The sequence below is a fragment of the Candidatus Tisiphia endosymbiont of Nemotelus uliginosus genome (assembly GCF_964264835.1).
Taxonomy (GTDB): domain Bacteria; phylum Pseudomonadota; class Alphaproteobacteria; order Rickettsiales; family Rickettsiaceae; genus Tisiphia.
Map to the genome: position 1 here is coordinate 1,324,131 of NZ_OZ183485.1, position 25,954 is coordinate 1,350,084.

General features: G+C 33.1%; 31 protein-coding genes, 1 other RNA gene and 1 pseudogene. 24 read left to right on the forward strand and 9 right to left on the reverse strand.

Annotated elements, in window-relative coordinates; all coding sequences use genetic code 11:
• Positions 1–91: 91 nt before the first annotated feature.
• The 4 genes from ACFELV_RS05745 (at position 92) to ACFELV_RS05760 (ending at position 3,157) form a co-directional block, all read left to right on the forward strand.
• Positions 92–316, forward strand: a complete 225-nt coding sequence (locus tag ACFELV_RS05745) for a hypothetical protein (protein WP_375327136.1) — start codon at positions 92–94, stop codon at positions 314–316.
• A gap of 81 nt (positions 317–397) precedes the next feature.
• Positions 398–862, forward strand: a complete 465-nt coding sequence (locus ACFELV_RS05750; protein WP_375327137.1) for a hypothetical protein — start codon at positions 398–400, stop codon at positions 860–862.
• Between the two features lie 96 nt (positions 863–958).
• The gene (locus ACFELV_RS05755) at positions 959–1,174 is read left to right on the forward strand and encodes an ATP-binding protein (RefSeq protein ID WP_375327538.1); all 216 of its coding nucleotides are present in this window, start codon (positions 959–961) and stop codon (positions 1,172–1,174) included.
• Between the two features lie 138 nt (positions 1,175–1,312).
• Positions 1,313–3,157, forward strand: coding sequence for an AAA family ATPase (locus ACFELV_RS05760; RefSeq protein ID WP_375327138.1), 1,845 nt, complete (start codon positions 1,313–1,315; stop codon positions 3,155–3,157).
• Here the strand turns inward: ACFELV_RS05760 and ACFELV_RS05765 are convergent.
• A complete protein-coding gene (locus ACFELV_RS05765) occupies positions 3,145–3,714 on the reverse strand; it encodes a MobA/MobL family protein (RefSeq protein WP_375327139.1) in 570 nt (189 codons plus the stop codon). The genes ACFELV_RS05760 and ACFELV_RS05765 overlap by 13 nt on opposite strands.
• A gap of 107 nt (positions 3,715–3,821) precedes the next feature.
• On the reverse strand, positions 3,822–3,986 hold the full coding sequence (locus ACFELV_RS05770) for a hypothetical protein (RefSeq protein ID WP_375327140.1): 165 nt from the start codon (positions 3,984–3,986) through the stop codon (positions 3,822–3,824).
• A gap of 122 nt (positions 3,987–4,108) precedes the next feature.
• Here ACFELV_RS05770 and ACFELV_RS05775 point away from each other — a divergent pair, with 122 nt between their 5' ends.
• From ACFELV_RS05775 to ACFELV_RS05815, 9 genes and pseudogenes are all read left to right on the forward strand, one after another.
• Positions 4,109–4,372: a hypothetical protein gene (locus ACFELV_RS05775; RefSeq protein WP_375327141.1), complete on the forward strand. Its 264-nt coding sequence runs from the start codon at positions 4,109–4,111 to the stop codon at positions 4,370–4,372.
• A 37-nt stretch (positions 4,373–4,409) separates the two neighbouring features.
• Positions 4,410–4,622: a conjugal transfer protein TraD gene (locus ACFELV_RS05780; protein WP_375327142.1), complete on the forward strand. Its 213-nt coding sequence runs from the start codon at positions 4,410–4,412 to the stop codon at positions 4,620–4,622.
• Between the two features lie 20 nt (positions 4,623–4,642).
• Positions 4,643–5,164, forward strand: coding sequence for a DUF6933 domain-containing protein (locus ACFELV_RS05785; protein WP_375327143.1), 522 nt, complete (start codon positions 4,643–4,645; stop codon positions 5,162–5,164).
• A 2-nt stretch (positions 5,165–5,166) separates the two neighbouring features.
• Positions 5,167–5,352 carry an Rpn family recombination-promoting nuclease/putative transposase gene (locus ACFELV_RS05790; RefSeq protein WP_375327539.1) on the forward strand — a complete coding sequence of 62 codons (186 nt, stop codon included), beginning with the start codon at positions 5,167–5,169 and terminating at the stop codon, positions 5,350–5,352.
• A 183-nt stretch (positions 5,353–5,535) separates the two neighbouring features.
• Positions 5,536–5,697 (forward strand): annotated as a pseudogene (locus ACFELV_RS05795) (transposase); the annotation flags it as partial.
• A gap of 32 nt (positions 5,698–5,729) precedes the next feature.
• On the forward strand, positions 5,730–7,469 hold the full coding sequence (locus ACFELV_RS05800) for a hypothetical protein (protein WP_375327144.1): 1,740 nt from the start codon (positions 5,730–5,732) through the stop codon (positions 7,467–7,469).
• 50 nt (positions 7,470–7,519) lie between these two features.
• On the forward strand, positions 7,520–7,777 hold the full coding sequence (locus ACFELV_RS05805) for a hypothetical protein (RefSeq protein ID WP_375327145.1): 258 nt from the start codon (positions 7,520–7,522) through the stop codon (positions 7,775–7,777).
• Positions 7,764–8,633, forward strand: coding sequence for a hypothetical protein (locus tag ACFELV_RS05810; RefSeq protein WP_375327146.1), 870 nt, complete (start codon positions 7,764–7,766; stop codon positions 8,631–8,633). The genes ACFELV_RS05805 and ACFELV_RS05810 overlap by 14 nt, the downstream gene beginning before the upstream one ends.
• Before the next feature lie 55 nt (positions 8,634–8,688).
• Entirely contained in the window at positions 8,689–9,768 is a 1,080-nt protein-coding gene (locus ACFELV_RS05815; protein ID WP_375326208.1) for an IS4 family transposase, read from the forward strand.
• On the opposite strand, the gene ACFELV_RS05820 is transcribed toward ACFELV_RS05815, so the two are convergent.
• From ACFELV_RS05820 to ACFELV_RS05840, 5 genes are all read right to left on the reverse strand, one after another.
• Positions 9,759–10,055 (reverse strand): hypothetical protein, encoded by a 297-nt coding sequence (locus ACFELV_RS05820; RefSeq protein WP_375327147.1) that lies wholly within the window; start codon positions 10,053–10,055, stop codon positions 9,759–9,761. The genes ACFELV_RS05815 and ACFELV_RS05820 overlap by 10 nt on opposite strands.
• Before the next feature lie 883 nt (positions 10,056–10,938).
• Entirely contained in the window at positions 10,939–11,433 is a 495-nt protein-coding gene (locus ACFELV_RS05825; RefSeq protein ID WP_375327148.1) for a hypothetical protein, read from the reverse strand.
• Between the two features lie 681 nt (positions 11,434–12,114).
• Positions 12,115–12,900 (reverse strand): 4-hydroxy-tetrahydrodipicolinate reductase, encoded by a 786-nt coding sequence (gene dapB, locus ACFELV_RS05830; RefSeq protein WP_375327540.1) that lies wholly within the window; start codon positions 12,898–12,900, stop codon positions 12,115–12,117.
• Positions 12,900–13,370, reverse strand: a complete 471-nt coding sequence (locus tag ACFELV_RS05835; RefSeq protein WP_375327149.1) for a flavin reductase family protein — start codon at positions 13,368–13,370, stop codon at positions 12,900–12,902. The genes dapB and ACFELV_RS05835 overlap by 1 nt, the downstream gene beginning before the upstream one ends.
• On the reverse strand, positions 13,355–14,080 hold the full coding sequence (locus ACFELV_RS05840; RefSeq protein WP_375327541.1) for a transporter substrate-binding domain-containing protein: 726 nt from the start codon (positions 14,078–14,080) through the stop codon (positions 13,355–13,357). Before ACFELV_RS05840 ends, ACFELV_RS05835 begins: the two co-directional genes overlap by 16 nt.
• A 409-nt stretch (positions 14,081–14,489) precedes the next feature.
• Here ACFELV_RS05840 and ssrA point away from each other — a divergent pair.
• The 11 genes from ssrA to ACFELV_RS05900 all read left to right on the forward strand — a co-directional run bounded on the left by ssrA (position 14,490) and on the right by ACFELV_RS05900 (position 23,917).
• Positions 14,490–14,867: a transfer-messenger RNA gene (ssrA, locus tag ACFELV_RS05845) on the forward strand.
• A 414-nt stretch (positions 14,868–15,281) separates the two neighbouring features.
• Positions 15,282–15,764 carry a ClpXP protease specificity-enhancing factor SspB gene (locus ACFELV_RS05850; protein ID WP_375327150.1) on the forward strand — a complete coding sequence of 161 codons (483 nt, stop codon included), beginning with the start codon at positions 15,282–15,284 and terminating at the stop codon, positions 15,762–15,764.
• A gap of 20 nt (positions 15,765–15,784) precedes the next feature.
• On the forward strand, positions 15,785–16,282 hold the full coding sequence (rnhA, locus tag ACFELV_RS05855) for a ribonuclease HI (RefSeq protein WP_375327151.1): 498 nt from the start codon (positions 15,785–15,787) through the stop codon (positions 16,280–16,282).
• A 5-nt stretch (positions 16,283–16,287) separates the two neighbouring features.
• Complete coding sequence (locus tag ACFELV_RS05860; protein ID WP_375327152.1) at positions 16,288–16,605, forward strand: NADH-ubiquinone oxidoreductase subunit NDUFA12 family protein; 318 nt, start codon at positions 16,288–16,290, stop codon at positions 16,603–16,605.
• A 4-nt stretch (positions 16,606–16,609) separates the two neighbouring features.
• Positions 16,610–17,065 (forward strand): outer membrane lipid asymmetry maintenance protein MlaD, encoded by a 456-nt coding sequence (gene mlaD, locus ACFELV_RS05865; protein ID WP_375327153.1) that lies wholly within the window; start codon positions 16,610–16,612, stop codon positions 17,063–17,065.
• Between the two features lie 888 nt (positions 17,066–17,953).
• The gene (locus ACFELV_RS05875; protein ID WP_375327154.1) at positions 17,954–18,715 is read left to right on the forward strand and encodes a virB8 family protein; all 762 of its coding nucleotides are present in this window, start codon (positions 17,954–17,956) and stop codon (positions 18,713–18,715) included.
• Complete coding sequence (locus ACFELV_RS05880; protein WP_375327155.1) at positions 18,702–19,193, forward strand: TrbG/VirB9 family P-type conjugative transfer protein; 492 nt, start codon at positions 18,702–18,704, stop codon at positions 19,191–19,193. Before ACFELV_RS05875 ends, ACFELV_RS05880 begins: the two co-directional genes overlap by 14 nt.
• 273 nt (positions 19,194–19,466) lie before the next feature.
• Complete coding sequence (locus ACFELV_RS05885; RefSeq protein ID WP_375327156.1) at positions 19,467–20,906, forward strand: TrbI/VirB10 family protein; 1,440 nt, start codon at positions 19,467–19,469, stop codon at positions 20,904–20,906.
• Positions 20,903–21,895 carry a P-type DNA transfer ATPase VirB11 gene (virB11, locus tag ACFELV_RS05890; RefSeq protein ID WP_375327157.1) on the forward strand — a complete coding sequence of 331 codons (993 nt, stop codon included), beginning with the start codon at positions 20,903–20,905 and terminating at the stop codon, positions 21,893–21,895. Before ACFELV_RS05885 ends, virB11 begins: the two co-directional genes overlap by 4 nt.
• Positions 21,896–23,659 (forward strand): type IV secretory system conjugative DNA transfer family protein, encoded by a 1,764-nt coding sequence (locus ACFELV_RS05895; protein WP_375327158.1) that lies wholly within the window; start codon positions 21,896–21,898, stop codon positions 23,657–23,659.
• Between the two features lie 111 nt (positions 23,660–23,770).
• Positions 23,771–23,917, forward strand: a complete 147-nt coding sequence (locus tag ACFELV_RS05900; protein ID WP_375327159.1) for a hypothetical protein — start codon at positions 23,771–23,773, stop codon at positions 23,915–23,917.
• On the opposite strand, the gene ACFELV_RS05905 is transcribed toward ACFELV_RS05900, so the two are convergent.
• Both ACFELV_RS05905 and lnt read right to left on the reverse strand, forming a co-directional pair.
• Positions 23,908–24,144: a hypothetical protein gene (locus ACFELV_RS05905; RefSeq protein ID WP_375326287.1), complete on the reverse strand. Its 237-nt coding sequence runs from the start codon at positions 24,142–24,144 to the stop codon at positions 23,908–23,910. The two genes, ACFELV_RS05900 and ACFELV_RS05905, sit on opposite strands and share 10 nt — an antisense overlap.
• A 55-nt stretch (positions 24,145–24,199) precedes the next feature.
• Positions 24,200–25,747, reverse strand: coding sequence for an apolipoprotein N-acyltransferase (gene lnt, locus ACFELV_RS05910; RefSeq protein ID WP_375327160.1), 1,548 nt, complete (start codon positions 25,745–25,747; stop codon positions 24,200–24,202).
• Between the last annotated feature and the right edge of the window lie 207 nt (positions 25,748–25,954).

Below are 25,954 nucleotides of genomic sequence, written 5' to 3' on the forward strand. Positions count from 1 at the left end.
ATCAAGCACAGGGGTTAAATGAAACCTAGAAAGCTTAATACTTTAACCTCTGTGCTACCCATTTGTTTAACCCAAACAGTAGAGGAATAGTATGACAAATAATGTTAAAAATCAACAAAAAGATCAAGAACACATTGCAGAACAAGGTTGGATCGTTAAACTTGCTCCAATATTTGCTGCACTGGTCCCCGCATCTGCACAAGAGACTCGCATAATTAGCTGTCACGATCATTATGTTGATATTACTAAATTTAACAACCTAAAGTTGGAATTGCAGAAAACAAAAGAAAAATTACAAGTAAAGGAACTAATTTAAATAAATTTACTCAAAAATATTGGCAATAATATTAGTACTCCTGGTCAAGAAATTTTTGCGCAATTAGTTGAACTCTGTGAAATGGAGCAAAATCCTGAAGTAAACAATCATTTGGCCACTATTATAGAGGCGGCTAAAGCACTGCTAGATTATTCTAATGAGCTATATGAATTTCTGCACAGCCATGACGGATTAACTTCTATAGTTTTGCAAGCATTTAACCCTAAAAAATTAGTGGAAGCAATTATTGCTAAAGCTGGGGCTGCAGCATTAAATAAGGAGATCAGATTAGTATCTAATGTCCATTATGAAATGCCTGATATTGTGGTGGGTGATAGCTACCGCTTGCAAGCAATATTGGATCAGCTAGTTGGCAATAGTATTAAATTTACTAAAGAAGGAGTTATCGTAATTACCACTAATTTATTTCCTGCTAAAAGATTAAGAACAACTGAAAATGATTTTGCTGATAACAGGCAAGCACAAGATGATAGCGATAGGATATTACAGTTTATTGTCCATGATACTGGTATTGGTATAGCTTAGATCAGTAGGATACAAACAAGATAACATACCAAAGGCATAATAGATATGCACACTTGGAGATACATATAGTGTCAGCACCTTAACGATTTATGCCATATCTCTCAAGAAAAACAGCAACATATTTGTGAAGAGCTCGGTAGTCTTAGTTCTTCTACCCAGTGTAAAGAGCTAGGTTTAGGGTTAATGTTTGTGAGACAGATGATCCATGAAATGAACGGTGCAATTGAATTATCAAGTGAAGAAGAAAAAACCACTACTGTTGAGTGTAAAATACCAGTGAAATTACCAAGTAGTACGGATTATACTAGTTAGGCTACAACAGTTGCTGTAAGACTCATAAACTTACAGCAATAGATTATTTGCTTAAATTACTTAGGGGTCTAATTTATTTATGCTATAATTTCTTACACTTTAAAGGTTTGCAGTAATTATCAAATATAATCAACTAATATGACAGTTACACTTTCGGATACTAATTCAATACATCAAGCTATTACTCCCTTTCCAGCTGGTAATAAGCCACCTAAAATGAGAGTAGGTACTGATGACTTTAAAACATTGTTGCTAAATAGTGAAGTATTTGTTGATAAAAGTTTGATGATTAAAGAATTATTAGAAGATAGTGGAGATGTAATTCTCATTACTCGTCCAAGGCGCTGGGGTAAGAGCTTAAATATGAATATGCTCCAGAAATTCTTGGAAATAGAAGTGGATGAAGATGGTGTGCCTTTACCAGAAGAGCAGAAAATAAATGACAAACTGTTTGCTGGCGGCATAGTAGATTTAGGTTTTGATGAAACTAAAGAGCTTAAACCTTTAAAAATTGCGAGCATTGCAAATGCAATGAAACGTCAAGGCCAATTTCCAGTTATTGCCATAAATTTCAAGGATGTGAAGGGAAATAGTTACCAGGAGATAGAGAATTGTATTAGGAAGCAAGTTATTAAGCTATTTGCGAATCATTACTACTTAAGACGTTATCTAAGGCAAGATATAGAGCTGCTAAATAATGCTCAAAAAGAAATATTAGAACGGTATTTTGCAGGCACATTTGATCAGGAAGACCTTAAAGATAGTTTAAAATTTTTAAGTGAATTACTTTTTATACACTTTGGCCAAAAAGTTTACATACTAATTGACGAGTACGATACACCAATTAATAGTGCCTATATTGAATTTGCTGACAAACCAAAAGAATTTGACAATGTGCTAAAAATATTCCGTGGTATGTTTGGTAGCGGCCTAAAAACCAACCCATATTTAGAGAAAGGAGTAATTACCGGCATATTAAGGATAGCTAAAGCTAACTTGTTCTCAGATTTAAATAATGTTCGTGAATATAGTTTACTAGATGAAGATTTTTCTAAGTTTTATGGCTTTACCCAAGCAGAAGTTGATGACTTACTTACAAAAGTACCAACAAAAACGAGTCCTGAAGAGATTAAAGATTGGTATAATGGTTATACTTTTGGTGGAGAAATAATTTATAACCCATGGTCAATCATGTTATGTTTAGCCAGTAAAGGTAAACTAGATCATTACTGGTTAGATAGCGGGGGAACAGGGCTGGTTGATAAAGCATTATTGTCAGATGCAATACAAGAAGATTTGCAGGAATTATTGGAAGGCAGAGGAATTGTTAAGAAATTATATAAACAAATTTCTTTAGGGCAAATAGAACATAATAAAGATATACTCTATAGTTTGCTTGTATTTGCGGGTTATTTAAATCCTTGCTTAGCAAATGATAATCCAGAGGAGTTAAGATATCATTTAACCATTCCTAATAAGGAAGTCAGAGGGATCTACGCCGAAAGGGTAATGGGCTGGGTTTCGGCTAAGTTGAATATGGATATGAGTGATTATTATGATTTTATTGCCTTATTAATTGATCAGCAAATAGAGAAGTTTGGCAAAAGATTGCAAGGATATTTATTAAATTCAACTAGTTATCATGATTTAAGTAAGGAGAAGGATTATCATAATTTAATGGGGGGGCTGCTGGCGCCTCTTGCAAGTAAATATATGATAGAATCTAACAAAGAATATGGGTATGGTAGGTGTGATCACATATTGATTCCAATAGCTCAAGGCACAGATACTGCAATTATCATTGAGTATAAAATATGTACTACTTCAGAAGAGCTAGAATCTGCTGCCAAAGCAGGGTTAAAGCAAATTATGGATAGGCAATATGATAGCAAAATAAAAGAGTATAAGCATGTGAAAAAAATCCTAAAGATCTCTATGGCTTTTTGTGGAAAAGAAGTTGCCATGCAGTATCAAGTTGACTGACTCTTTTTAACACTCTTGTGCTTTTTAGCTAATTGGATAAACTCCTTGAGCATAGGGTGTTGTTTATTCTGCTCATTCATAGCAAATAATAGGAACCCTACCAGGAGCGGATCATCTGTAGTCATGGCATTACACCTGGGATTATTTTCATTATCATAATGAATATTTACATCTGCTACCATCCCAGATGATACTAGATACTTTGTCGCAAATTGTTGCGCTAATTCTATATTTTGCTCGAGTGTTAATTCTTTTGGCAAAGCAGTAATAAATTTATAAGCTGGACGCGCATTAATCCTACCTTCAGCTGCTTCTGCTTTACTCCATAATTCCTCTCTATTATATACCCAGCTAGGTGCATTATCTGGAGCCAGAATCTGACTAAAAGCAAGGCCTAGCTTATTACTATAATCAAAGGTTCTGCTTAATTCTACATTAGTATCTCCATCAACAATATTGTAGGTTAACTTACTACCAGAAATATAAGCAGCTGATGCTACTGCACTTTGTCCCTCGCTTCTTTGTACTGATGATTTATTTAAATGATATATCGCCATTTAGTGATTGCTGCTGGTAGTAATGGTTATTAGTTTCTGATTACTTGAGCGCCAGCAAAGTGGGTTCATCCACTTTGCGTAAGTGCACATTACATGAATCTAGCATACTATTTTATTACTATCTCTCTTCCAAGGGGGTAAAGTAGGGGGCTACGCCCCCTCATACCACCCCGTCCTTCTCCTGAAGTAATACGGTCAGGCATTTTTGGTACTTTTCCATCAGTTCTTACCACACTTAAAGAATTGATTCCTTGAACAAATTTATACCACATAACTTACCTAACAAGAATTTTTGCTATCCTCACCATTCTTTTATACTGTATTATTACTGGCATCTAACAAAACTTATTATATACTTTATCTTTTACATTAACAATATTAAGAGGCTCTATAGATGGCAACAAAATCACTACCTTTAATTGAAAGGATTACTAAACTTGAACAACAAAAACAGGCTTTATTAAATAAACGTAAAGATGAAATCTTTAAATTCTTCTCGGAAGAGAACATGATTACTATTCCCAATCAAATCCTGAGAGGTTTCCTAAAATTTGCTACTGATAAAAATAATAAAAACCACCCTACTCTTAACATGTTTAAAGAACTAGCGACGTATTCTAAAACTCCCACTAAACCCAAACAACAAAATCACCAATGAACTCAAACGACTTATCCGTAAATTACTATATTTTCGTATGCAAGTCCTAAAACAATCTCATCTAGAACGTAAGAACGATGCCCACAAAAAAATTATGCTTGGTGGTCTAATCATTAAAGCAGGACTGGGTCACTTCCACCCTCATGATCCAGCTACTTTATATGGGATGTTACTATACTCTAAAAACTTACTACAAGATCCTAGCTTTGTTCAAAAATTTAAAGAACTAGGTAAAGAACTAATGAAATAAAAGCTAAGATAATTATTTAAATGCCACAATTAAGACTAACTGCTAAAATGGCAAAAGAATTAAAAATTCTCGAGTTAAAAAATCTAAATAACTGTACAGCATTGTATGATGACTGGTATGTAGATGTGGTACGTATATTACGTAAGAAAATTTTTATTTTTATGCATATCCATACTCGTATAGCTCTTGCTATTCCTAGCTATGAAATTGGGGGTATTCATAATCTCTTTAAATGTTTCCCTTTGCTCATTAACGAATTCTTGCATCTCCTTAATTATGGAAAAATTGCCAATGAATCATATGATTTTTTCTCTTGCCCTCAATCACAATTTAACTTTGTTAAAACAAATGATAAAAGTACCTTACGTTATGTTAGTGATTTCAAACTGATACTTGAGATCACAGCTGAAAAATATCAGAAAATTAGTCAACTTCTATGTGATAATACTAGTGAACGTTGGTTAGAGCGTTTGATAAAAGACAATAGCCAAATAAACGCCTATACTACTCCTCTAAAATTATTAAAGAAATTATTAGACTAATAATTCAATATCAGCAGTTATTTAATAACCCAGATCTTGCTAAAAGACTTTGGACTGATGATTACCTTCTTATTAATGTTCATGACATAAATGACGAACAATTAAAAGAACAATTATGGTCTGGAATTTTGCTATTTTTTCTCAAACATATCCATGAACGTCAATTGCTAAAAAAATTGCAGGAATAAATTTGGGATATGATCATATCAGAAATCTTCTGCAGTACAGTTTGACCTTTATCGATCAAAATGATAAAATGGAACTACAAATAATTTATCTAAAGAAAAAGAAGAAGAACTAATAACTAGTTTAGCTCAAGTATGGGGAGAGCTTAGTTGGAAGAGGGTTACATGCACTAGAGATGATTACAAAGTAATATGGCGGAACGTGTTAATAAAGAAATCAGGCGTAGAACTAAGGTTGTAGGTATTTTTCCAAACAGCAGCTCCTGTTTGAGATTGATAACTGCTATTCTCTCAGAAATAAATGACGATTGGATTACAGAAAAACCTTATTTGCATATGAATAGATAAGCAATTAAATATACGACATAAAGATTAATCTCATGCCCTTGTTAATAAATGATGAAAAAGCTGCAAGCAGTACACCAAAAATATTAGAACAGTTGGCTAGTTTACCTGCAAGCTTTCCTGATTATAATAATTCTACTATTACTGCCCTACAACCTCCATTGCATGAAGAAGAAAAAGTAAAATATAAGAAAGAACTAGAACTATTGCAAAAACTATATGGTCAAGGTCTACAGTTATTTGATCAACATCACTTTAAACAAGCTATAGAACTATTCTTAAAGGCAGACAAAGCTCTTCCTACTTCTTGGCGAGATAGTTATTTATCAGCTAGGATAGAACTAAGAATAGCTAAGTGCTATCAAAAGTTAGGTATGCATTTTGAAGCTATCCAAAAACTAGACAAAGCTATTGAAAAAGCGGGTAATAATATAAGAAATTATATGATTCTTAAGGAATGTTGTAACTTTCTAATAGATATATTAGAAGGTTATTCTCACCAAAACTCAACACAGGAACAAACAGCTTTATTAGAATTATATAAAAAAAAACAACAAAATTATTTAAATAAATATGAGTCTGAACCTTCAATACAAGATACAAGAGACGCCATAAAGGCAAGGTTAATAATAGGAACTATTTGTAAATATGAAGGAAAACATACAGAAGCTATTCAACACTATAATAAAGCTGATTTACTAAATCAAGGAATGTTTGACTACGACGCACATAAGATTTTACAACATGAAGTTGGATTCTCTGCTGATGAAAAAATAGGTACTACTAATATTCAGAACTGTGTAACGGTAGTTTTACGTGACCCTATGACTTGTTATACGGCCCTTGCTCATGTGGATAAATACATTAAGCCAGATTCTCTATTTACGCATATGATTAGTAAATTTCCAGTCAATAGACAATTAGATGCCTTCTTAATAGGAGCGAACACTAGAGACATAACATCCCAACAAAATATGATAAAAATTGTAGAAAAATTAGCTAAATATTCATTTATTAATATAAAGTCAGCTGATATAGGGAATAAAAGATCACCTCAAGCTATAGTGGTTAACCCCGTAACAGCTCAAATTACAAATAAAGTACCTGCAAAAATTGATAATAATATATATGGAAGATGGGCAAACATATGGTATTCCAGCTCCCGAGATAGTTTAGGTTTTGCCTTTGATTTCACTGAATCTAGAGATACAGATACTATGCCAAATTTAACTACTGAGGTACAAGAAATCGTAATAAGTCATTTAATGACAGAATTAATACAAAAAGATGGTTATAATAGTAGTGTTGAAAAAGATTTTTATTATGTTAATATAAAGTTAGTACCATTAGTTGAAGTTGCAGAAAAAATAAAACAAAATAATCCTCAATTAATTAGTAATATAGTTTTTAAGAAATTTGAAAGTGCATTAGATTTCCAGCATATTGATAAAACTGATAGAGAACGACTACCATTTGCAACTTTAATATATGTTAGTGAATTGATAAGTGATAAAACAAAACCTTTGGTAGAAACACTTAAGTTAATAATAGAGGATATATATGATAATAACAAAAAAGAAGTATATAAAAAAATTATGGATATATATTTAAAGTCTATTACTCAAGATGTAAAACAACCAGGTTCCAATCTTCAAGAATTAAATAGAGTTTTTTCCAGCCCATCACCTAATGCTAGGACTACTAGCCATATTAATAAATACAAAGCAACAAAATCAACTAGTAAACAAGGGTTAAAGAGATGCACAAGATATTAACAGTGCAAAGTAGAATATAAGATATTGAATATACTCCCCCTACTGAAGACTTGGTATTAGCTGCCACGAAACTTGATGAGGAGAGTGCCTGTACTTTTTTTTTACTTGAATTAAATAAAGTTGCGCTTGCAAGAAATATCAATATTCAACAATTACAACAACTATTTAATGAAATCAATCCTAATAAATTGACCCAACCGGCATTAATTAATGTAAGAATAATTGGTGGTAATCAATCACAAGAATCTACAGAATATTTACACCAGCTGATTAGCAAACTGAATACCATTGATAATGGGTTTAAATAAAAGATTGGCGATAATTGCTCAAAACTGTGCTATAGAATTTTGTATTACTAATGATTATATAATTGAAGGACAAACATGGAACTGTATTGATCATTTACTTAAAAATCACGTAGAATTGTTTACAGTAAAGGACAAAAAATATCTTAAAACTTTAAATAACTCCTATTTAAGCCTTTATAGAGTAATATCAGTAGTCTCTGGTAAGTCAATAATTTTAGAAGATATGATCGAGCCTAGTGTTAAACATTGTATTGTCATAGATAAAGAACTTAGCAACACAATAGTAGTAGGTCAAATTATAACAGTGCGATTAATTGCTATTGAATATAAAACAAAACCGACAGAATATCAGATATCTAATACCTTAATATTATTACCAGCAAAAATTGCTCTACAATCGGTAGAAATAATTAAAACATTAAATGATGCTATTAATAATCCTAAATGGTCATTTGTTTTAATGCAAGAAAAATTTGAAGATAATGCTCATAACCGTTTGATACAAAAGAAGATTCGGACTAAAGAAATACTAGAACAGTGGTATTTATATTATGCTAATTATATGGATTATCATGAGATATTTGACTACGAGGGTAATCCATGGTGTCCTTGTCAAATAATATTTGATATTACTACGGACCAGAAAGAGATAGTTAAGGTACTTAATGGTTTGCCAAATTTTATCCCAGATGCAGCAAAAAAGTCATGTAATACATGGATATGGATAGATAATATTGGATATAACCATTTGGATTTTTCCGATATGAAGTATAAAAAACCCAATCTAACCGATAATAACAAATCTCCAATCATAGTACCCCACAGATTTTACAGGAGGGTTAAAATAATAAATTGAATAAGTGACTGAGAGTCACTAATCTCCGCTGAGAAACAAGCAACAGGAGGTATTAATGGACTCTCAATCACTATACCAAATATTATACATATTTTTAGATTGGCACCCAGCACGAATTAAAACATTTGCAGAATTAATTTGTGCAGTAGTAAAAGCTAAAACTGTGAGAATCAAAGAATTAGCACTGTATGTCGCTTCTAAAGGCAATTTGCATGCCAAGATTGTTAAAGTTGAGCGTTTGCTTTTAGAACAAAATATGTGCTTTATAAGTTTAGGGAAAATTATTGTTAAATTGCTCTGTCTAACAGGTAAAATTAGCCTTGCCATAGATAGAACCAGCTGGCAATTTGGTATTAAAAATTTGAATTTTTTTGTTGCAACTATCGTTTATGGTAATATTTCAATTCCTATAGCATGGTTGTTACTTGATAAAAAAGGCAACTCTTCTACTAATGAAAGAAAGAAATTGATTGAGCAAATTTTAACAATTATACCTAAGGAAATGATAGAGCTTATCCTTGCCGATCGGGAATTTGTTGGTGAGGAATGGTTGCAATATATGGGTGGAATCCAAAAATTACCTTTTGCTATCAGGCTAAGAAAAAGTGAGAAGGTCAAGCATTTCAACGGTGGCAAGATGAAGTTGAATAAATGTTTTGCCGATATGCAAATGGGTGACACTAAAACTATAGAAAGCAAAATTTACAATGGTATGGCAATTAAAATAACTTGTTTGCAATTAGAAAGAGAGCAACTATTTATTGCTAGTAATGTGCTTATTGGTGAATGTGCTTTGCTAGCATATAAGCAGAGGTGGAGCATTGAGCGACCTTTTCTGTCTCTCAAGTCATCTGGATTTAATATTGAAGATACCCACATTACAGATCAAAAAAAGCTGGAAAAACTATTTGCAATAGTATCTTTATCCTTAGCTATTTGCGTGCTTGCTGGTGACATTAAGAACAAAATTTATCCTATAAAGATCAAAAAACATGGTCGTAAATTATACTCATTATTTACTTACGGATTTGATTGGATAAAAGATTATTTTTATAACTCGTTAAGTGATACCCCTGCTATGTTGTTTTCATTACTACGAAAACACATTATGCATGCTTTTCAACTTCAACAATAAGTGTGGGGTACTATGGGTAATTTAATATAATTACTTGTTGCTAAAATAGCTATTTGGCTTAAAGCAGGCTCTTCCTTAAGAAACGATATAAAGTTTATGATTAATACTTGCCGCTTTGTCGCAATGCTCGTTATAAAGCTTATTTTCAATTTTATTTCAGGATGTTTATGGTATAATTTATGTTGTAGTTGCTCAAATTCAGTATTAATAGTGACGTGATCTATATTTTTACGTCGCTTTGCTGACAACTCTATTCTATGGTCATTGTTATAGTTTAGTCGTTTCATGATCAACACCTTTGTCAGATTAACAATTAGTCAAACCTTCTTAGCTGAGCGCTAAGCATAAGTACTCCATAGCGCCTACACTTGCTAATTAAATTCTTCTGCTCCCAAAAACCTGAATATTACCTAGCTGTTGCTTCTGTAAACATAAAAATTATATGCTTATCTTGCCAACTGCCCCGCGGCCACTATAATCAATTCATACCAAGTTGCTTTCAAGATAGTAGTAGGGGTATGAGTGGTGAGACGCGCGGAACCTAGTAGATCTAGATGAGCACGACGAATCCCGAAATACGACGACCTAATGTGAAGAAAGCAATTTAGTATCCGATGAATCAGATACTAGAGCCTAAAGCTTAGAACTTACTCTAATCACCATTGAAGCAACTATGTAGTTAGTTCATGTCAATTGACTATACAAAGCCATTGTTCCTCTTACTTTATAGTAAAATTCAAAAATTTAATTAAATATATGTTTTTGGAGATTGTAGTAAATCACATTATAGTAAAAATGTAAATATTATACAAAATAAACAATCAAAGGTTATTAACTTATCTTACAATAAATGGTCTTGAAAGAACACTATGCAAACTAGCCGGGGCCTAAAGGAGGTGCTAAACACAAATCCCTGCCGATAAACCGGGATGTGTTTATTGTCAACTATAAAAATCGAACATATTGCCTCAAATAAAAATCTAACCTTCTAAACATTTATGGCAGGTTAAACAATGGAGGCAAGAACGAGTATACAAGCACGTAAGGAAATATTATTGAAGATATTTTAATCAGAATATGATAGGGAAAAGAGCTATATTCCTAGTTCCTTCACTTCGTCATTTTGCGTATGGGAGACATCAGTGGATGTTTGATGACTGCAGCCACTCGCTAATATAAAACTATTCGTATCTTGCGATGGGATGTTAACAACCTGTACTTTTGACACTGCGTATGTGAAGTTGCGCTACCTTCCTGGTCCTGTAATACTTTATCCTGAGATACTACTTTTGGTAGGGTCTCATTACTAACTACTACCGCAACGCTACTAGATAGATCATTTTGCAGCATATGAGGAAGTACTTCCTTTTGATAAAAAGCAGGTAGCCCTATTCCCTGCGCTAATATTTTTTCTGCAATGCGGACAAGACTAGCCATATCCATATAAACTGTACCCACATTCCATTGTACACTCTTCTTAAGGTCAGGATTGTCACCAAGTATTTGATTGGTCAAATCTTTGGCATCATCGTTCCAAGAGGTAGGTATGGATACTTTTGGCTTATCCTTGCCTTGCTCCTTCTTACGCGGGGGTTTTAGATGCTGCCACCTATTACCTGGAGCGTAACGCCCAAAAGTTTCAAGCCATTCTACAGATTGAGGCATAATTTACTCCTTATTTATATTACAAATCATTACCTCACCATTATACAAATTTATAGAAAATTTTGCAATATTTAATCAATCAATTATTAACTAAAATATTAACTTTTCAACTGTTGGATGTTTATTGGCTTCACAAAAAACCTATAACCCTACACTGTAACAGGCATAACGACGAAAAACTTGTTAGCATTATCAACTAGATTGAAATTTTCTACGCGTTGATGTATCTGGCGCCCATTTATGCTCTATTTACAATAACCCACTAGACCTCTTGCATAACCTAATCTAATTGGTAATTTTGTTGTCAAAACTCGTCTCCGTTCCTCACGTACAATTTAAGTACGCTGCGGTACTCAACTTCGTTTTTCCTAAAAATTCCTCAATTATCTTTAGGTTATGCAAGAGGTCTACTCTTTTCTAGTGCTATTCATTATCTTTGTCTAAAAAGTTTTGCTATCTTCTTCTTAGACAATTCTAAGGCATTTTCTTAGCGAATTCTATCTAGGTTCTGTTGACAAAATTTTTTAGGTCCTTTTTTGGCATGTTTTGTCTACAAATATAGGCAAATTTTTTGAAATTAGGTACACTATTGACTTGCAAAATTCCCGCTATTTTTCGATTAAGCGGTAGCTATTTACTATTCCTATATTCCTGTACATTACTGAGCTAATGCAACTAAATTTACAACTTAGAATTCAAACAAAATATATCTTGCATCGAATAAAGCCCTGGCTCCTTCTTAGCTACCCAAAGCGCTGCCTGTATAGCGCCATCAGCAAAAGATTCTCTACTTAACGCTGTATGTTTTAGGCTAATAACTTCGTTATCTCCTAAAAATAATATATTATGTTCTCCATGCACTTGCCCGCCCCTAACAGACACAATACCAATCTCATTCGCAGCTCTCTTCCCTTTCTGGTTACGCGAAAATACTGCACATTCAGTAAAATCTAAATTTCTGCTTTTAGCAAGAGTCTCCCCTAACATTATAGCAGTACCTGAAGGAGCATCATTTTTTAACCGATGATGCCAATCTACAATTTCTATATCATAGCTTTCCCCCAAAAACTTAGAAGCTTGCGTAGCTAATACCGATAGTAAATTTGCCCCTAAACTCATATTAGGTGAATATAATATTGCCAGCTCTTTAGAAATACCCTTAATAAGAGAAATTTGCTCTTGCGTAAGGCCTGTAGTGCCAATCACTAATTTATTTTTATACACTAAAGCACAATTAAGTAGTTTTTCTAATATCTCTCTATCAGAAAAGTCAATAATTACTTCGCAACTACGACAAAATTCTGTAAGTTCTCTAATATTATTTTGTCGTGAAAAGGTTGCTACAATTCGGCAGTTACTAAATTTTTCTATTCTTTGCATCACTACTTTTCCCATTTTACCTGTAGCTCCACAAAGCCCTATAGTAACAGAAGAAGATGGTAAATTTACTATCTTATCCAATACCATCATTTAGCTCCTCGGTGGTAGATTAGAGGCGTTAACTCATCGTTAACCACCGTATGTACTACTTCCCCAATTACTATCATATGATCTCCCGCACTATATTGATTAAATTTATTACATTCAATATGACATACAGCTCTGTCAATTAATGGACATTTACTGCTCGCTCCTAAATGATATAAAACGCTAGCAAATTTATCAAGTTGCGGGTAAGCAAAATGCCTAGAAAGAGCGGTTTGATTGTCCGCTAAAATACTAACAGCAAAATATTGACTACTGGTAAAAGCTTTAATGCTATGAGCCTGTTTATTAATACAGAACAAGATTAGAGGTGGTAACAAGGATACAGAAGTAAAAGAAGTAACTGTCAGTCCAAATAACTTATTATTATATGAGGTAGTTACAATAGTAATCCCGCTAGGAAAGGTACCCAAAGCTCTTTTAAATTGCTCAGTATTTACTGTTGAAGCCATTTTTTCCTTATTCTGTTAATTGTCCCATCTTGCTCTAGCTCCATGATTGCTTTATTAACTTGTGGCATTAGTTTGGAATTTTTTTCCATTGCAATGGCTAAACTGGACCCAAACTCAGTTAAGCTAAAGCTTCCAAGTTGATGATTATTTGCTATAAACTGTTTAGCCTGTAATTCTTCTAATAATACTGCATCTATAGCTTTCGTCTTTAGTTCTTCCACTAACATCAAATTATTTGATAAACTATTTATTTTAATATTAACCTGTTTAGTTAAATTCTTAGCTATTATTTCCCATGTAGTACCTAACTGTACACCTATTACCTTATTCTCTAAATCCTTAATACATTTTATTTCATCTGCTAGTCGATATAATACCGAAACTCGAGTTTCTATATAAGGAGTGGAGAAACTAACATATTTCTTGCGCTCTTCTGTTACACTTAATCCAGCTATCACGATATCACTATTTTTAGTAGCTAAAGCTGCCAATAAACCATTAAAATCAAAATTTTTAATAACAATTTTTTGTTCTAACTTCTCGGCTATGGCATTGATAATGTCAATATCAAGCCCTACTATCTGTCCATCTTGAATAAACTCATAAGGGGGATTATCTGCTGATGTAGCCACTATTATCTCTTTATTTGCCTCTCTCTCACTACAACCAATTATACAGAAAGGTAATATAATCAATATAAGGAACTGTATTATTTTCATAAAATTTAGAGCTCTTTAAATTAAAACAACATTATTGCATTTCTTACCATCCTAAACAATAGGCTTGATAGAAATTAATAATTATAAAATCAAGTTATTTTTTTTCTTTTCCGAAAATTGGTTTGCTCAATCTTCTTATTAGTTAAGATAATTTTATTAAGCTATAAATTATATAGTATGAAATGTTCATTTAATATAATTAATTTAACATCGGGCGCGATATGATATACTCGATGAAAATCAAGATAGTAGCAGGAGCCAAAGGGTCAAGGAGCGCAAGCAGTACATATTAGTATGTGAGATATACAAGCACCGCCGATCTTGAGACACGATAGAGCTCAATTCTTGAAGTTCCTAGAGTATATTCATTTGATCTCAAGAACTGGATGTGCTTAAAATAGCGCTTTACATTTTTGCACAATTGAGGTACCATTAATCTTGTTGCTATGCAACTATAGTAATAAACGTAATTTAGAATAGAAGTTGCGGACCCGGGGGCGGTACCCGGCGCTTCCACCACCAATAAAGTCTTGAAGAATCAATTCATTAATTATTTAGTTGGAACTTTTAAGTATCTTAAGTTATGGGAGCGAAATAGGATCGACGTGCTTAATAAAGAAATTATCTTTACTCGGTATAATTCCACCGGACTTATAAAGTCATATGGGTTACAAAAAAGAAACGCAAACAATAATGAACGTTTCGCAAACAATTCAGCACTAGCTGCTGCATAGTTTTGCGCGGTTGGGGACTTACCGGGCAACAGAAAAGTCCCGTGTTTTTATAGACATTTTGTTAACGAGCTTTCATAATGCACTAATTTATTCGTAACAAGTTAGGAATAATACCATTTCCGGGAACTAAATTAGCACTAGGAGTACGAGTGCCCGCTACCTGCGCGTACAGACGTATACGTGAGGAGCAGGAGATCATGAAGTGCGACAAACGTAGATGATTAGTTTTCGGAAATGGTATAAATGATAGCTCGCACTAGGTTCTGTGAACATTTCTATGTAATAAGTAGATTTATAGGCATTTTCGCTCGCAGAACCGCAAGGTACTAAATGTACGTGGGGATTCGAGAACGAAAATAACGACGAAATCGGCCATTAGATAGAAATGTTCACAGAACTTAGTTATATGGAGCAAAATCCTCCTCTGAATTTCACTGTATATTTTTGTATTATATAAGATGAGTATCTCATATTGGAAATTTCTTAATGAATGCATGTTAGAATTTGCCAAAAAAATTTTATTAAGAATTTGTAGTAATAAACTGCAACAAAATCAAGCCTTATATATTTCTTATCGAACCGATCACCCAGCCGTGGTCTTATCCTCTAAAGTAAAAAAATGTTATCCTAAAGAAATAACCATAGTAATTCAATATCAATTTGAAAATTTAACTGTAATGTCTAGCGGAATTTCTCTCACTGTTAGCTTTGATAACATTAAAGAAAACATCTATATACCTTTTGATTCTATCACCAATTTTGCTGATCCTAATAGCGGATATAACTTAAAATTTATTCCTGAAATTATTAAATCTACAGATTTAAATTATAAAAGGGACAAGACAAATATTATTACCTCTCCTACTAGCGAAAATAATTTTAGTTCCACTGATAATATAATAATTCTAGATAAATTTCGTAAACCTACTAAACCAATTTAATTAATAATTGGTTAGGATTAATGAATTTACAAACTCATAATATTTTAACAAATCAAACAGCTTTACCGAAAGTTATAATATATACTGATGGAGCATGTTCAGGTAATCCAGGGCCAGGGGGGTGGGGGGTATTATTGCAGTTTGACAAAGTTTATAAGGAAATATTTGGTCATGAACTTAATACTACCAATAATCGTATGGAAATGACCGCAGCCATTAAAGCTCTACAAACCCTAAAAAAATCATGTCATGTTGAGTTATATACGGATAGCCAATATTTACAACTTGGCATAACAAAGTGGATTAATAAATGGATAAAAAACAATTGGTATAAAAGCAATAAACACCCTATAAAGAATACTGACTTATGGCAAGAGCTGTACAATGAATTAAATAAACATGATATTATTTGGCATTGGGTGAAAGGGCATGCTAATAACAAAGGAAATGAAGCAGCAGATAAATTAGCTGTAAAAGGAAAAGAAACTGCTATAAAATTATTAAAATGTCATTTATAAATAATTTGTTTATCTATATTTTTTCTAAGGAAATAGGAAAAGATCAATTTGGAAATAGATATTATGAAAGTAGCAAACAAGATTATTTAGGGCGCTTTAGAAGGCAAGTAATTTACAAAGGGACAGTAGAAGCAACAAAAGTACCTCCAATTTGGCATGCCTGGCTGCACTATATGATTGATGAGATACCCCAAAATAATAGCCACCTCCCATGGCAACTTGCATATTCTCCAAATATCTCGGGTACCAAATCAGTCAATGTATCACCAGAAAAAACTGAAGACAAAATAAAATACAATAAATGGAAACCGTTAGGTAAATAAAATAATGAAACAGCATGTCATAGAAACTGTAGTTGGTTTTGCAGTAATAATTATAGCGTTAGTATTTTTTAGCTTTGCCTATAAGATGGGAAATTCATCCAAAATAGACAAGGGGTATACTGTTACTGCTTCTTTTCAAAATGCCGAAGGGATCATTAATGGTAGTGACGTAATGTTAGCCGGAGTAAAAATTGGTTCTGTAACCAATATTATTTTAGATAAAACAAGCTTTTTCGCTTTATTAACTATTAATATCAATAATGAAATAAAATTACCAAAAGATACTAGCTTAGCTATAGTAACAAGTGGCTTGTTAGGAGGCAAATATATTGCAGTAACGCCTGGCTCATCTGAGGAAACTTTAGCTGCTAATGACCAAGTAAAATATACTCAGTCCTCTGTTAGCATCGAAGCCATAATCGGTAAATTAATTTACTCTTTTGGTGGCAGTAATAAATAATCTGCCCTTAAGTGAATAAGGAGCAATAAACTTAGTGATAAAAATAGCAACAAACAGATTTAGTAGCAATCCTTAAGTTGATTATGAAATATTCCCCTATTTAAAAATGTATTAGTATATTACTCGTATCCGAAGAGTTGGATACGATAGAATTAACTTCAAGAAGAGCTAGGCAATAGCAAAGCCTGAAGGAGTGCAAGCAATACTAGATTAGGAGGTAACTATCTGCAAATCTTGATGGCAGTACATCCGCTAATTCTTGAAGTTCGTAGAGTATAGTATATTAGGACGCTAGACAAAATAACCTATCCTATTTAACTGGCATTTGCGCTATTATATAACGCCATTCTCTATACTCCTCTTCAGATGATTTTGCTGCTAGGCGCGATGGAGCGAAGCCTATAGATAATAGGCGAGCATTGCGCAACGACGCATGCAAATTCATCTGAAGAGGAGTATATATTAGACTTCTTTTAGAGCTCGCTTCTGGTAGGGAATTTGAAGAAGGCTCGGAGCGTAGGGCCGCAGCCTACTTAAATGTACGTGAGGGTTTGAGCCTAGACTCGACGTACAAATTACCATCTCGAGTAGAGCTTGGAAAGAAGTCTATTGATAAAGCATAGGGTATTTTATCTAGTCTCCTTAGATATAGCGAAATATACTCTTCGCCTTTTAAGAGTTGTTTTGTCATTTGAGTATATCACAGACTATGTTAAGAATAATTGCCAACCTCTATATTATTATTTTACCCCTTGTTTTCCAATCCTAATCTTTGTTTGCTCTATTATATACTAATTCTTTATTTACAAGTAACATAATGGAAAATAAAAAAAAAGTAGTATAGAAACATTTTTTTATTTACCTTTTTCTATAAATTGCTACATAATATTGTCAAGCAATGTAAATATATTATTTAAGTATAAAATGTTTAAGTTAAGCACTATCCTCAAAACAATAAAATCACCTACTACAGCACTACAGTTAGGGCAAGAAATAAAGCAAGATAGCAATTTTGTTAAAACGACTAAAAATTGGTATGAAGAAAGAACAGATAAGTTAATTGTTCAACGGAATATTTTAGTAGTATCATCTATATTGCTAATAATTCTTATAATGGTATCCGTGGGATCTATAGTGTTTATAGTAAATGCTAGAGAATTTAGTCCTTTTGTAATTCAAGTTGATAATAATACCGGAAGAGCAACGATTGTAAATCCTATCTCTTCAAGCATGTTAGAAGGTAACGAAGCACTTGCTAAATATTTTATTAAAAAATATCTAATTGCCAGAGAAACATACAATCCTGTTGATTTTGATACAGAAGCACGAAAAACTATTAGATTACTTTCTTCAAGTGCAATATATTATAATTACCTGGGATATATAAAAGATAAAGAAATAGATCCTGTAGTTAAATATAGTCAAGGTAATACAACATATTTAACAATTAAATCTTGGTCAAAATTAGAGGAAAATAAGTATATAGTCCGGTTTTCTATTACTGAAACAGCTGGCTCTAAAAATGTATTTAATAAAATATCAGTAGTAAGTTTTGCATATATTCCCATGATATTAACAGATGCAGATCGCGATATTAATCCTGTAGGATTTCAAATTAATGGCTATAGAGTAGACGATGATAATAGTTAGAGCTTTTTTTCTTAATATAATTTTATTAGGCCTATTTATAAGTAAAATAAATGCTACCCTTGCATTTAATGATTATAATGATGATCTATCCATTACTACTGATAATAGAATAAAAACTTATATACATAACCCTAATGAAGTGTATTTATTAGTGTTACATTATGGTTTTCAGTCAAGTATAGAATTCGCCAAAAACGAAGAAGTTGAAAATATTATTTTAGGAGAATCTTATGCTTGGAAAATGACTCCTGTAGGCAATAGGTTATTTATTAAGCCATTAGAAAAAAACATTAGAACTAATATGACTATAATGACTAATAAAAGAACATACCAGTTTGATATTATCTCTAAAGAATTAGAAGAAGGGGAAGAAAAAGATTTAGTATATGTGGTAAGGTTTTACTACCCCAAAAAGAAATCTAATTCTTACAAGCGGCTTAGTGCTTCAGAAAAATTTAGCACATCAGAGCACGAATAAAATAATAGAATCTGGCAAATATTACAGATCCTAATAATTTAAGCAATTAGACAGCTTAGCAAAATTTTCTTCTAATAAATCGTAAATTTACAGAGGATTATACTTTGCCGTCCAGTTTATTATATCACTACTAACTGTTTATTTAAGTTAATAATTTGCCTATATTTATTTGCAGGAAAAGCATGCCAAAACAGTACCTAAAAATTTTGTCAACACAATCTAAGTAATATAGTCACAAATTGAAATATTTTTATTAAATTAATAACATAATTTATGGCAGACCAAAATCAGTTAGATCCTCTAGATCCTTCTCGTAAACTAGCAGAAGAAGACATTCCTGAAGTTCAGAATGAGCTATCCAAGGTAGCTACTAATCCTAAACAAAGCTTAGTAATTCTAGTAGTTATTTTCATTGGATGCCTAATAATATTTTTTAAATTTTTCTTTAATGACCATACTATTTCTACCACTACCCCTCCTCCAATGCCAACGGATATAACCAAACCAGCTCAGGATTCTTCTACTAACCTGCACGAAATACCTAAATTACCCGAAGTTCCTAAATTAGAGGCGCCTATAGAACTCCCTCCCCCTCCACCATTAATTAAAACTGAACCATTACCTATTACTCCTACTAAAGAATCGCTCGATGTACCCACCCCTCCTTCTTCTATTACCATGCCTAGTAGTGGAAAATTAATACATACTGAGGAGGAAAAAAATCGTACTGAGATCAAAAGAAAATCTGCAATAATGTTAATGCAAGGAACTCCTCCTGCTAAAACGCCTGAACAAATTGCAGCAGAAGCCTCTTTTCAAGACCGCGGAGATATGTCCTTACTTCTTGCACACGGCAAAATAATTGAGGCAGTGCTAGAAACAGCAATTAGTAGCGATTTTGGTGGCGAAGTAAGAGCAATAATTAGTAGAGATGTATTCTCTGAACAAAATAAAAATATTTTAATTCCAAAAGGATCCAAAATCTTTGGTAATTATGCGATGGGAAGTAGTGGAGCTTATGGTAGAATAGCAATAATATGGAACCGTATTGATTTATCGCATGGCTATACTATTAACTTAGATGCTGTAGCGGTAGATAGTTTAGGAAGAAAAGGAGAACAGGGACGTGTAGATAATAAAATCAAAGAAAGACTGACCAATGCTGTACTACTATCTGCATTTAATATTGGTGTAGCAAATGCTTTAGATAAAGTAGTGGCGCCCCCTATTAATTCTCAAGCTAGTGCTACTAACATTTCTATAGCTCAAAATATACAAGCTACTGCACAAAGTATTAATAATGGAGCAGGCACCCCAGAAGACAAAATTAATAGAATCTGTAATGATGTTCAGAATGCTATTACTGATAAAACATCCAACGCTTTTACCTTAATCAGTACAGCTTGTACTACTGCAAGAAGTACCACTGGGAGTACCATAGCTGCAGATAGGCTTAATAATTTAATGACTGCAGTCACTAGCGCTTCTACTTCTCTACTTACTACGGCCGCAACTGCTAGTACTCCGACCCAAGCTCAAACCGCTTCTAAAGAAGCTTTTACCCATATCACCGATACTATGAAAGATATACTTGGGCAACAAGACTTTAAACCTTCAACTACTATAGATCAAGGAACCATAATAAAAATCTATGTTAACAAAGATTATAAATTTCCTAAAAATCTACTAAAAAAATCACGATTAATCCGATGACTTCTTATTTTGCTGCCCTAGAGACATTTTTATTGCCATTTAAGGAATTGTTTGCGGAAGAGGGAATTAATGAAATCATGGTTAATAAGCCAGGTGAAGTATGGATTGAAAAGAAAGGAGAGCTATTTTCTAAAACTATGCCCGAACTTGATTTTGATCATCTATTATCTCTTGGTAGGCTTGTTGCACAGTCAACTGATCAAATAATTTCGGAAGAAAAACCTTTACTTTCTGCTTCTCTACCTAATGGTTACCGTATTCAAATAATATTTCCTCCTGCCTGCGAACCAGGTTCAGTAGGTTATTCTATTAGAAAAGGGAGTACCATGAATCTTACCTTAGAGGACTATGACAAGCTTGGGGCATTTGATTCTACCGCTATTGGGGAAGTAATTGATGAAAACACAATTACTTTAAATAAGTACTTAAAAGAAAAAAATATAAAAGAATTTATTAGATATGCAGTATTAGCTAAAAAAAATATTATTATTAGTGGGGGCACTTCCACCGGTAAAACAACTTTTACCAATGCGGCGCTGGGAGAAATACCTGCTGATGAAAGATTAATTACGGTTGAAGATGCTAGGGAAGTAATATTAGCAAATCATCCTAATAAATTACATTTACTAGTATCAAAAGGGGGACAAGGCCGCGCAAAAGTTACTACTCAAGATCTAATTGAAGCCTGTTTACGGCTGCGACCAGACAGAATTATCGTAGGTGAACTTAGAGGAGCTGAAGCTTTTAGTTTTTTACGGGCAATTAATACGGGACATCCTGGATCTATTTCAACCCTGCATGCTGATACACCCTCTATGGCTTTAGAACAGCTTAAGCTTATGGTCATGCAAGCTAGTCTTGGAATGCCGCCCGAAGAAATAAAAAAATATATATTGGCAGTTGTAGATATTGTAATTCAATTAAAACGTGGAAGCGCAGGGAAAAGATATATTTCAGAGATATATTATAGTAAAAATAAGGTAAATTAAATGGATTGGAATAAGATACTAAAAATTACCCGTAATATCTTTGGTCATTCAATAATTCACCCATTAGTGATATTTTGTACTATCTGGATTTGCGGGGCATTAATAGCCTTTGTTACTAATACACTTTCTGCTATCAATGTTGATCTAAATGCCATAAATATAGCTTATAAATACGCTAAATGGTTAATAAGTACGTGGACCCGGCTCCCTTTTGCTGCCTATGATTACTTAAAAATTAAATTGCTACTGTGTTTTTTCCTCCCTCCGCTTACAGTAATTATATTTTATTATAAAAATTTAAAAAGAATTAAGTCTTTACAATTTTTTATACAACCAGAAAAAGTTTATGGTGATGCCCATTGGGCTAGTATAGAAGATGTAGAAAGAGCGGGATTACGCGCTAAGCACGGTATGTTACTTGGCAAAGATAGTGGAGGATATTTTGTAGCTGATGGGTTCCAACATGCTTTACTGTTTGCTCCTACTGGCTCAGGCAAAGGGGTGGGTTTTGTAATTCCAAATTTATTATTCTGGCAACATTCAGTTATAGTACATGATATTAAATTAGAAAATCATGGATTAACAAGTGGCTGGCGAGCCAAGCAAGGACAAAGAGTATTCGTATGGGAACCTTCAAATCCCGATGGTATAACCCATTGCTATAACCCTATAGATTGGGTAAGTAATAAACCAGGGCAAATGGTTGATGATGTCCAAAAAATCTCAAATTTAATTATGCCAGAAAAAGACTTTTGGAACAATGAAGCCAGAAGTTTATTTTTAGGGGTAGTATTATATTTAATTGCTGATCCAACAAAAATTAAATCATTTGGGGAAGTAGTAAGAACGATGCGTAGCGATGATGTGGTATATAATTTAGCCGTAGTATTAGATACTTTAGGAAAGCTAATACATCCAGTTGCTTACATGAACATAGCAGCTTTTTTACAAAAGGCAGATAAAGAACGTTCTGGCGTTATTTCTACCCTCAACTCTTCTCTAGAATTATGGGCGAATCCCTTAATTGACGCTGCTACTGCTACGTCAGATTTTAACATTCTTGAATTCAAGAAAAAGAAAACTACAGTATATGTAGGCTTAACACCTGATAATATTCAACGTTTACAAAAATTAATGCAAGTATTCTACCAACAAGCTACCGAATTTTTAAGTCGCAAAATGCCAGATTTAAAAGAAGAACCTTATGGAGTTATGTTCGTACTGGATGAATTTCCTACGTTAGGAAAAATGGATACATTTAAAGCAGGCATTGCGTTCTTCCGCGGATATAGGGTACGGTTATTCTTAATTATCCAAGACACGCAACAGCTTAAAGGCACTTATGAGGAAGCTGGTATGAATTCCTTTTTATCAAATTCTACTTACCGTATTACTTTTGCCGCTAATAACTATGAAACAGCTAATTTGATATCTCAATTAGTGGGTAATAAAACAGTTGAACAAAGGTCTTATAGTAAACCAATATTTTTTGACCTTAATATTTCCACTAGAACCCAAAATATATCTCAAGTTCAAAGAGCTTTGCTTCTACCCCAGGAAGTAATACAATTACCAAAAGAAGAACAGATTGTTTTAATTGAATCCTTTCCTCCTATTAAATCTTTAAAAATTAAATATTATGAAGATAGGTTTTTTACGCATAGATTATTACCTCCTACCTTTGTACCTACCCAAAAACCTTACGAACCAAATAAAAATAATATAGAAGAAAAACCACAAACTTCAGATGCTGGCAATGAATAACCATAACCTTAAATAGGTGAGCATAACTAAAACCCAGATAAAATCAAACAAACAACTCCACCTTCTAGCCATGCGCATGGTACAGCACGAACAGCCACTAAGTTTTAGCTATTGCACTTTATTAACAAGCATGATAATTTAATAATAATAGACTTCTGCCATAGTACCCCACACTTATTGTTGAAGTTGAAAAGCATGCATAATGTGTTTTCATTACTACGAAAACACATTATGCATGCTTTTCAACTTCAACAATAAGTGTGGGGTACTATGATAAAGCACATATTTTGTTCTAAAAGCAAACGCTCAACTTTAACAATCTTGGCATGCAAATTGCCTTTAGAAGCGACATACAGTGCTAATTCTTTGATTCTCACAGTTTTAGCTTTTACTACTGCACAAATTAATTCTGCAAATGTTTTAATTCGTGCTGGGTGCCAATCTAAAAATATGTATAATATTTGGTATAGTGATTGAGAGTCCATTAATACCTCCTGTTGCTTGTTTCTCAGCGGAGATTAGTGACTCTCAGTCACTTATTCAATTTATTATTTTAACCCTCCTGTAAAATCTGTGGGGTACTATGATATTACTTATGTTTCGAGAAATCCTGGACAGCAAAAGTTTATAGCTAATAAAGGTAATAATTATTGCTAAGAATGCACATATATCTCCAAATTGTGAATAGAGAGTTTTAAACTTGAGTTTAACTGGTATAAAACTATCTATATAATTTACGTCATTAAGAGCTAGAGATTGAACAATTCTCCCTACCGGATCTATTATAGCTGAGATACCATTATTAGCTGTTCTAATCATCGGCAGACCATTTTCCACACTACGCATTCGGCTAATATGTAGATGTTGGTATGGGCCAGAAGATTTACCATACCATGCATCATTAGTGACATTAATGATCAAATCGGCTACTTTATTAGAAATACGAACAAAATTGGGGAAAATTGATTCGTAACAAATAAGAGGCTTAATAGTGAGATTATATCTATCAACTTTAACAAACCCTCCATCTCCTGCCGTATAATCTAAAATTCCAGGAGTTAATTTCTTTAAAGGTAATAACTTTTGCAATGGCATATATTCCCCAAAGGGGACTAGATGAGATTTATGGTACTCAAATAATTGTATTCCTTCTGGAGTTAAAGCGTATAAGCTGGTATAAATTTTTAAATCTTGAGCTATCTTACCATTTTCTGTTACGCCCCCGGTAATTAAAATTGCCCCTTTATTTTTTAACATTTGCAATATTTTTATTTTAACTGGCTCATAAATATATGGTACTACTAAAGCAGCTTCTGACCATATAATCAAATCTACGTTCCCTGGTTTTTCAGATAATTTAATGTGTAAATCTAAATTTTTCCAAAATGCTTCAATATCCCATTTAGCAGATTGGGGTATACTGGGCTGCACTAATCTAAGTTTCACATTAGCAAAATAAGTTGGGTTATTATATAACCGCAGCCCACCATAGGAAGCTATTAATAGAATAATTATCAATGAATTTAGCGTTAATATTTTTAATTTATGATATTCTCTAGACAAAATAGTATAAAAGCTACTAGCAATATAGACAGCAAAAAAACTCAATCCATATATTCCCACAAGACTTGTTATTTGGATTAAAGTGTCAGAAAAGGCAAAAGCATAGCCTAGTAAATTCCAAGGTAATCCTGTAAATATCCAGGATCTTAACCATTCAAAAAATACCCAACTAATACAAAATATAAATTGATAATAATTATATTTTTTGGCTAAAAAGGCAAAACCACATGTCCCCGCAATAAAAAATGCCAGAATAATCGGTAAACCAAATAAAGCAAAAGGGATAGCCCACCAAAATTCTTCAATATAAACAGAAACCCCTATACTAATCCAATACATACTAGTTAAAAAATGGCCAAAACCAAAGATAAACCCCCTTATAGCAGCTTCTTGCCAATCCCGAGCTATTTTTACTTGGTAGCATAGTAACGAAATCCCTAACAATCCTGGTATAAAAAAGATAGGAGCAAAGGCTAACCCACTTACCAAGCCAGCTACAAAAATTAATTTTTTAGAGATCAACATTCTGGTTATTACTTAGAAAGAATTATTTACAAAAATATACATCATGCTATTGTTTGAACAAGCTTTAATTATATACTCTTTGGCTTTCAAGAGTTGTTTTTTCATTTTATCGGGGTTTCGGCGTGCTCACGTACTATTTGTACGCTCCGCGCGCTCACCCCTTAAAATAAAATCCAACTCTTGAAATCGATTGAGTATAGCTATCAA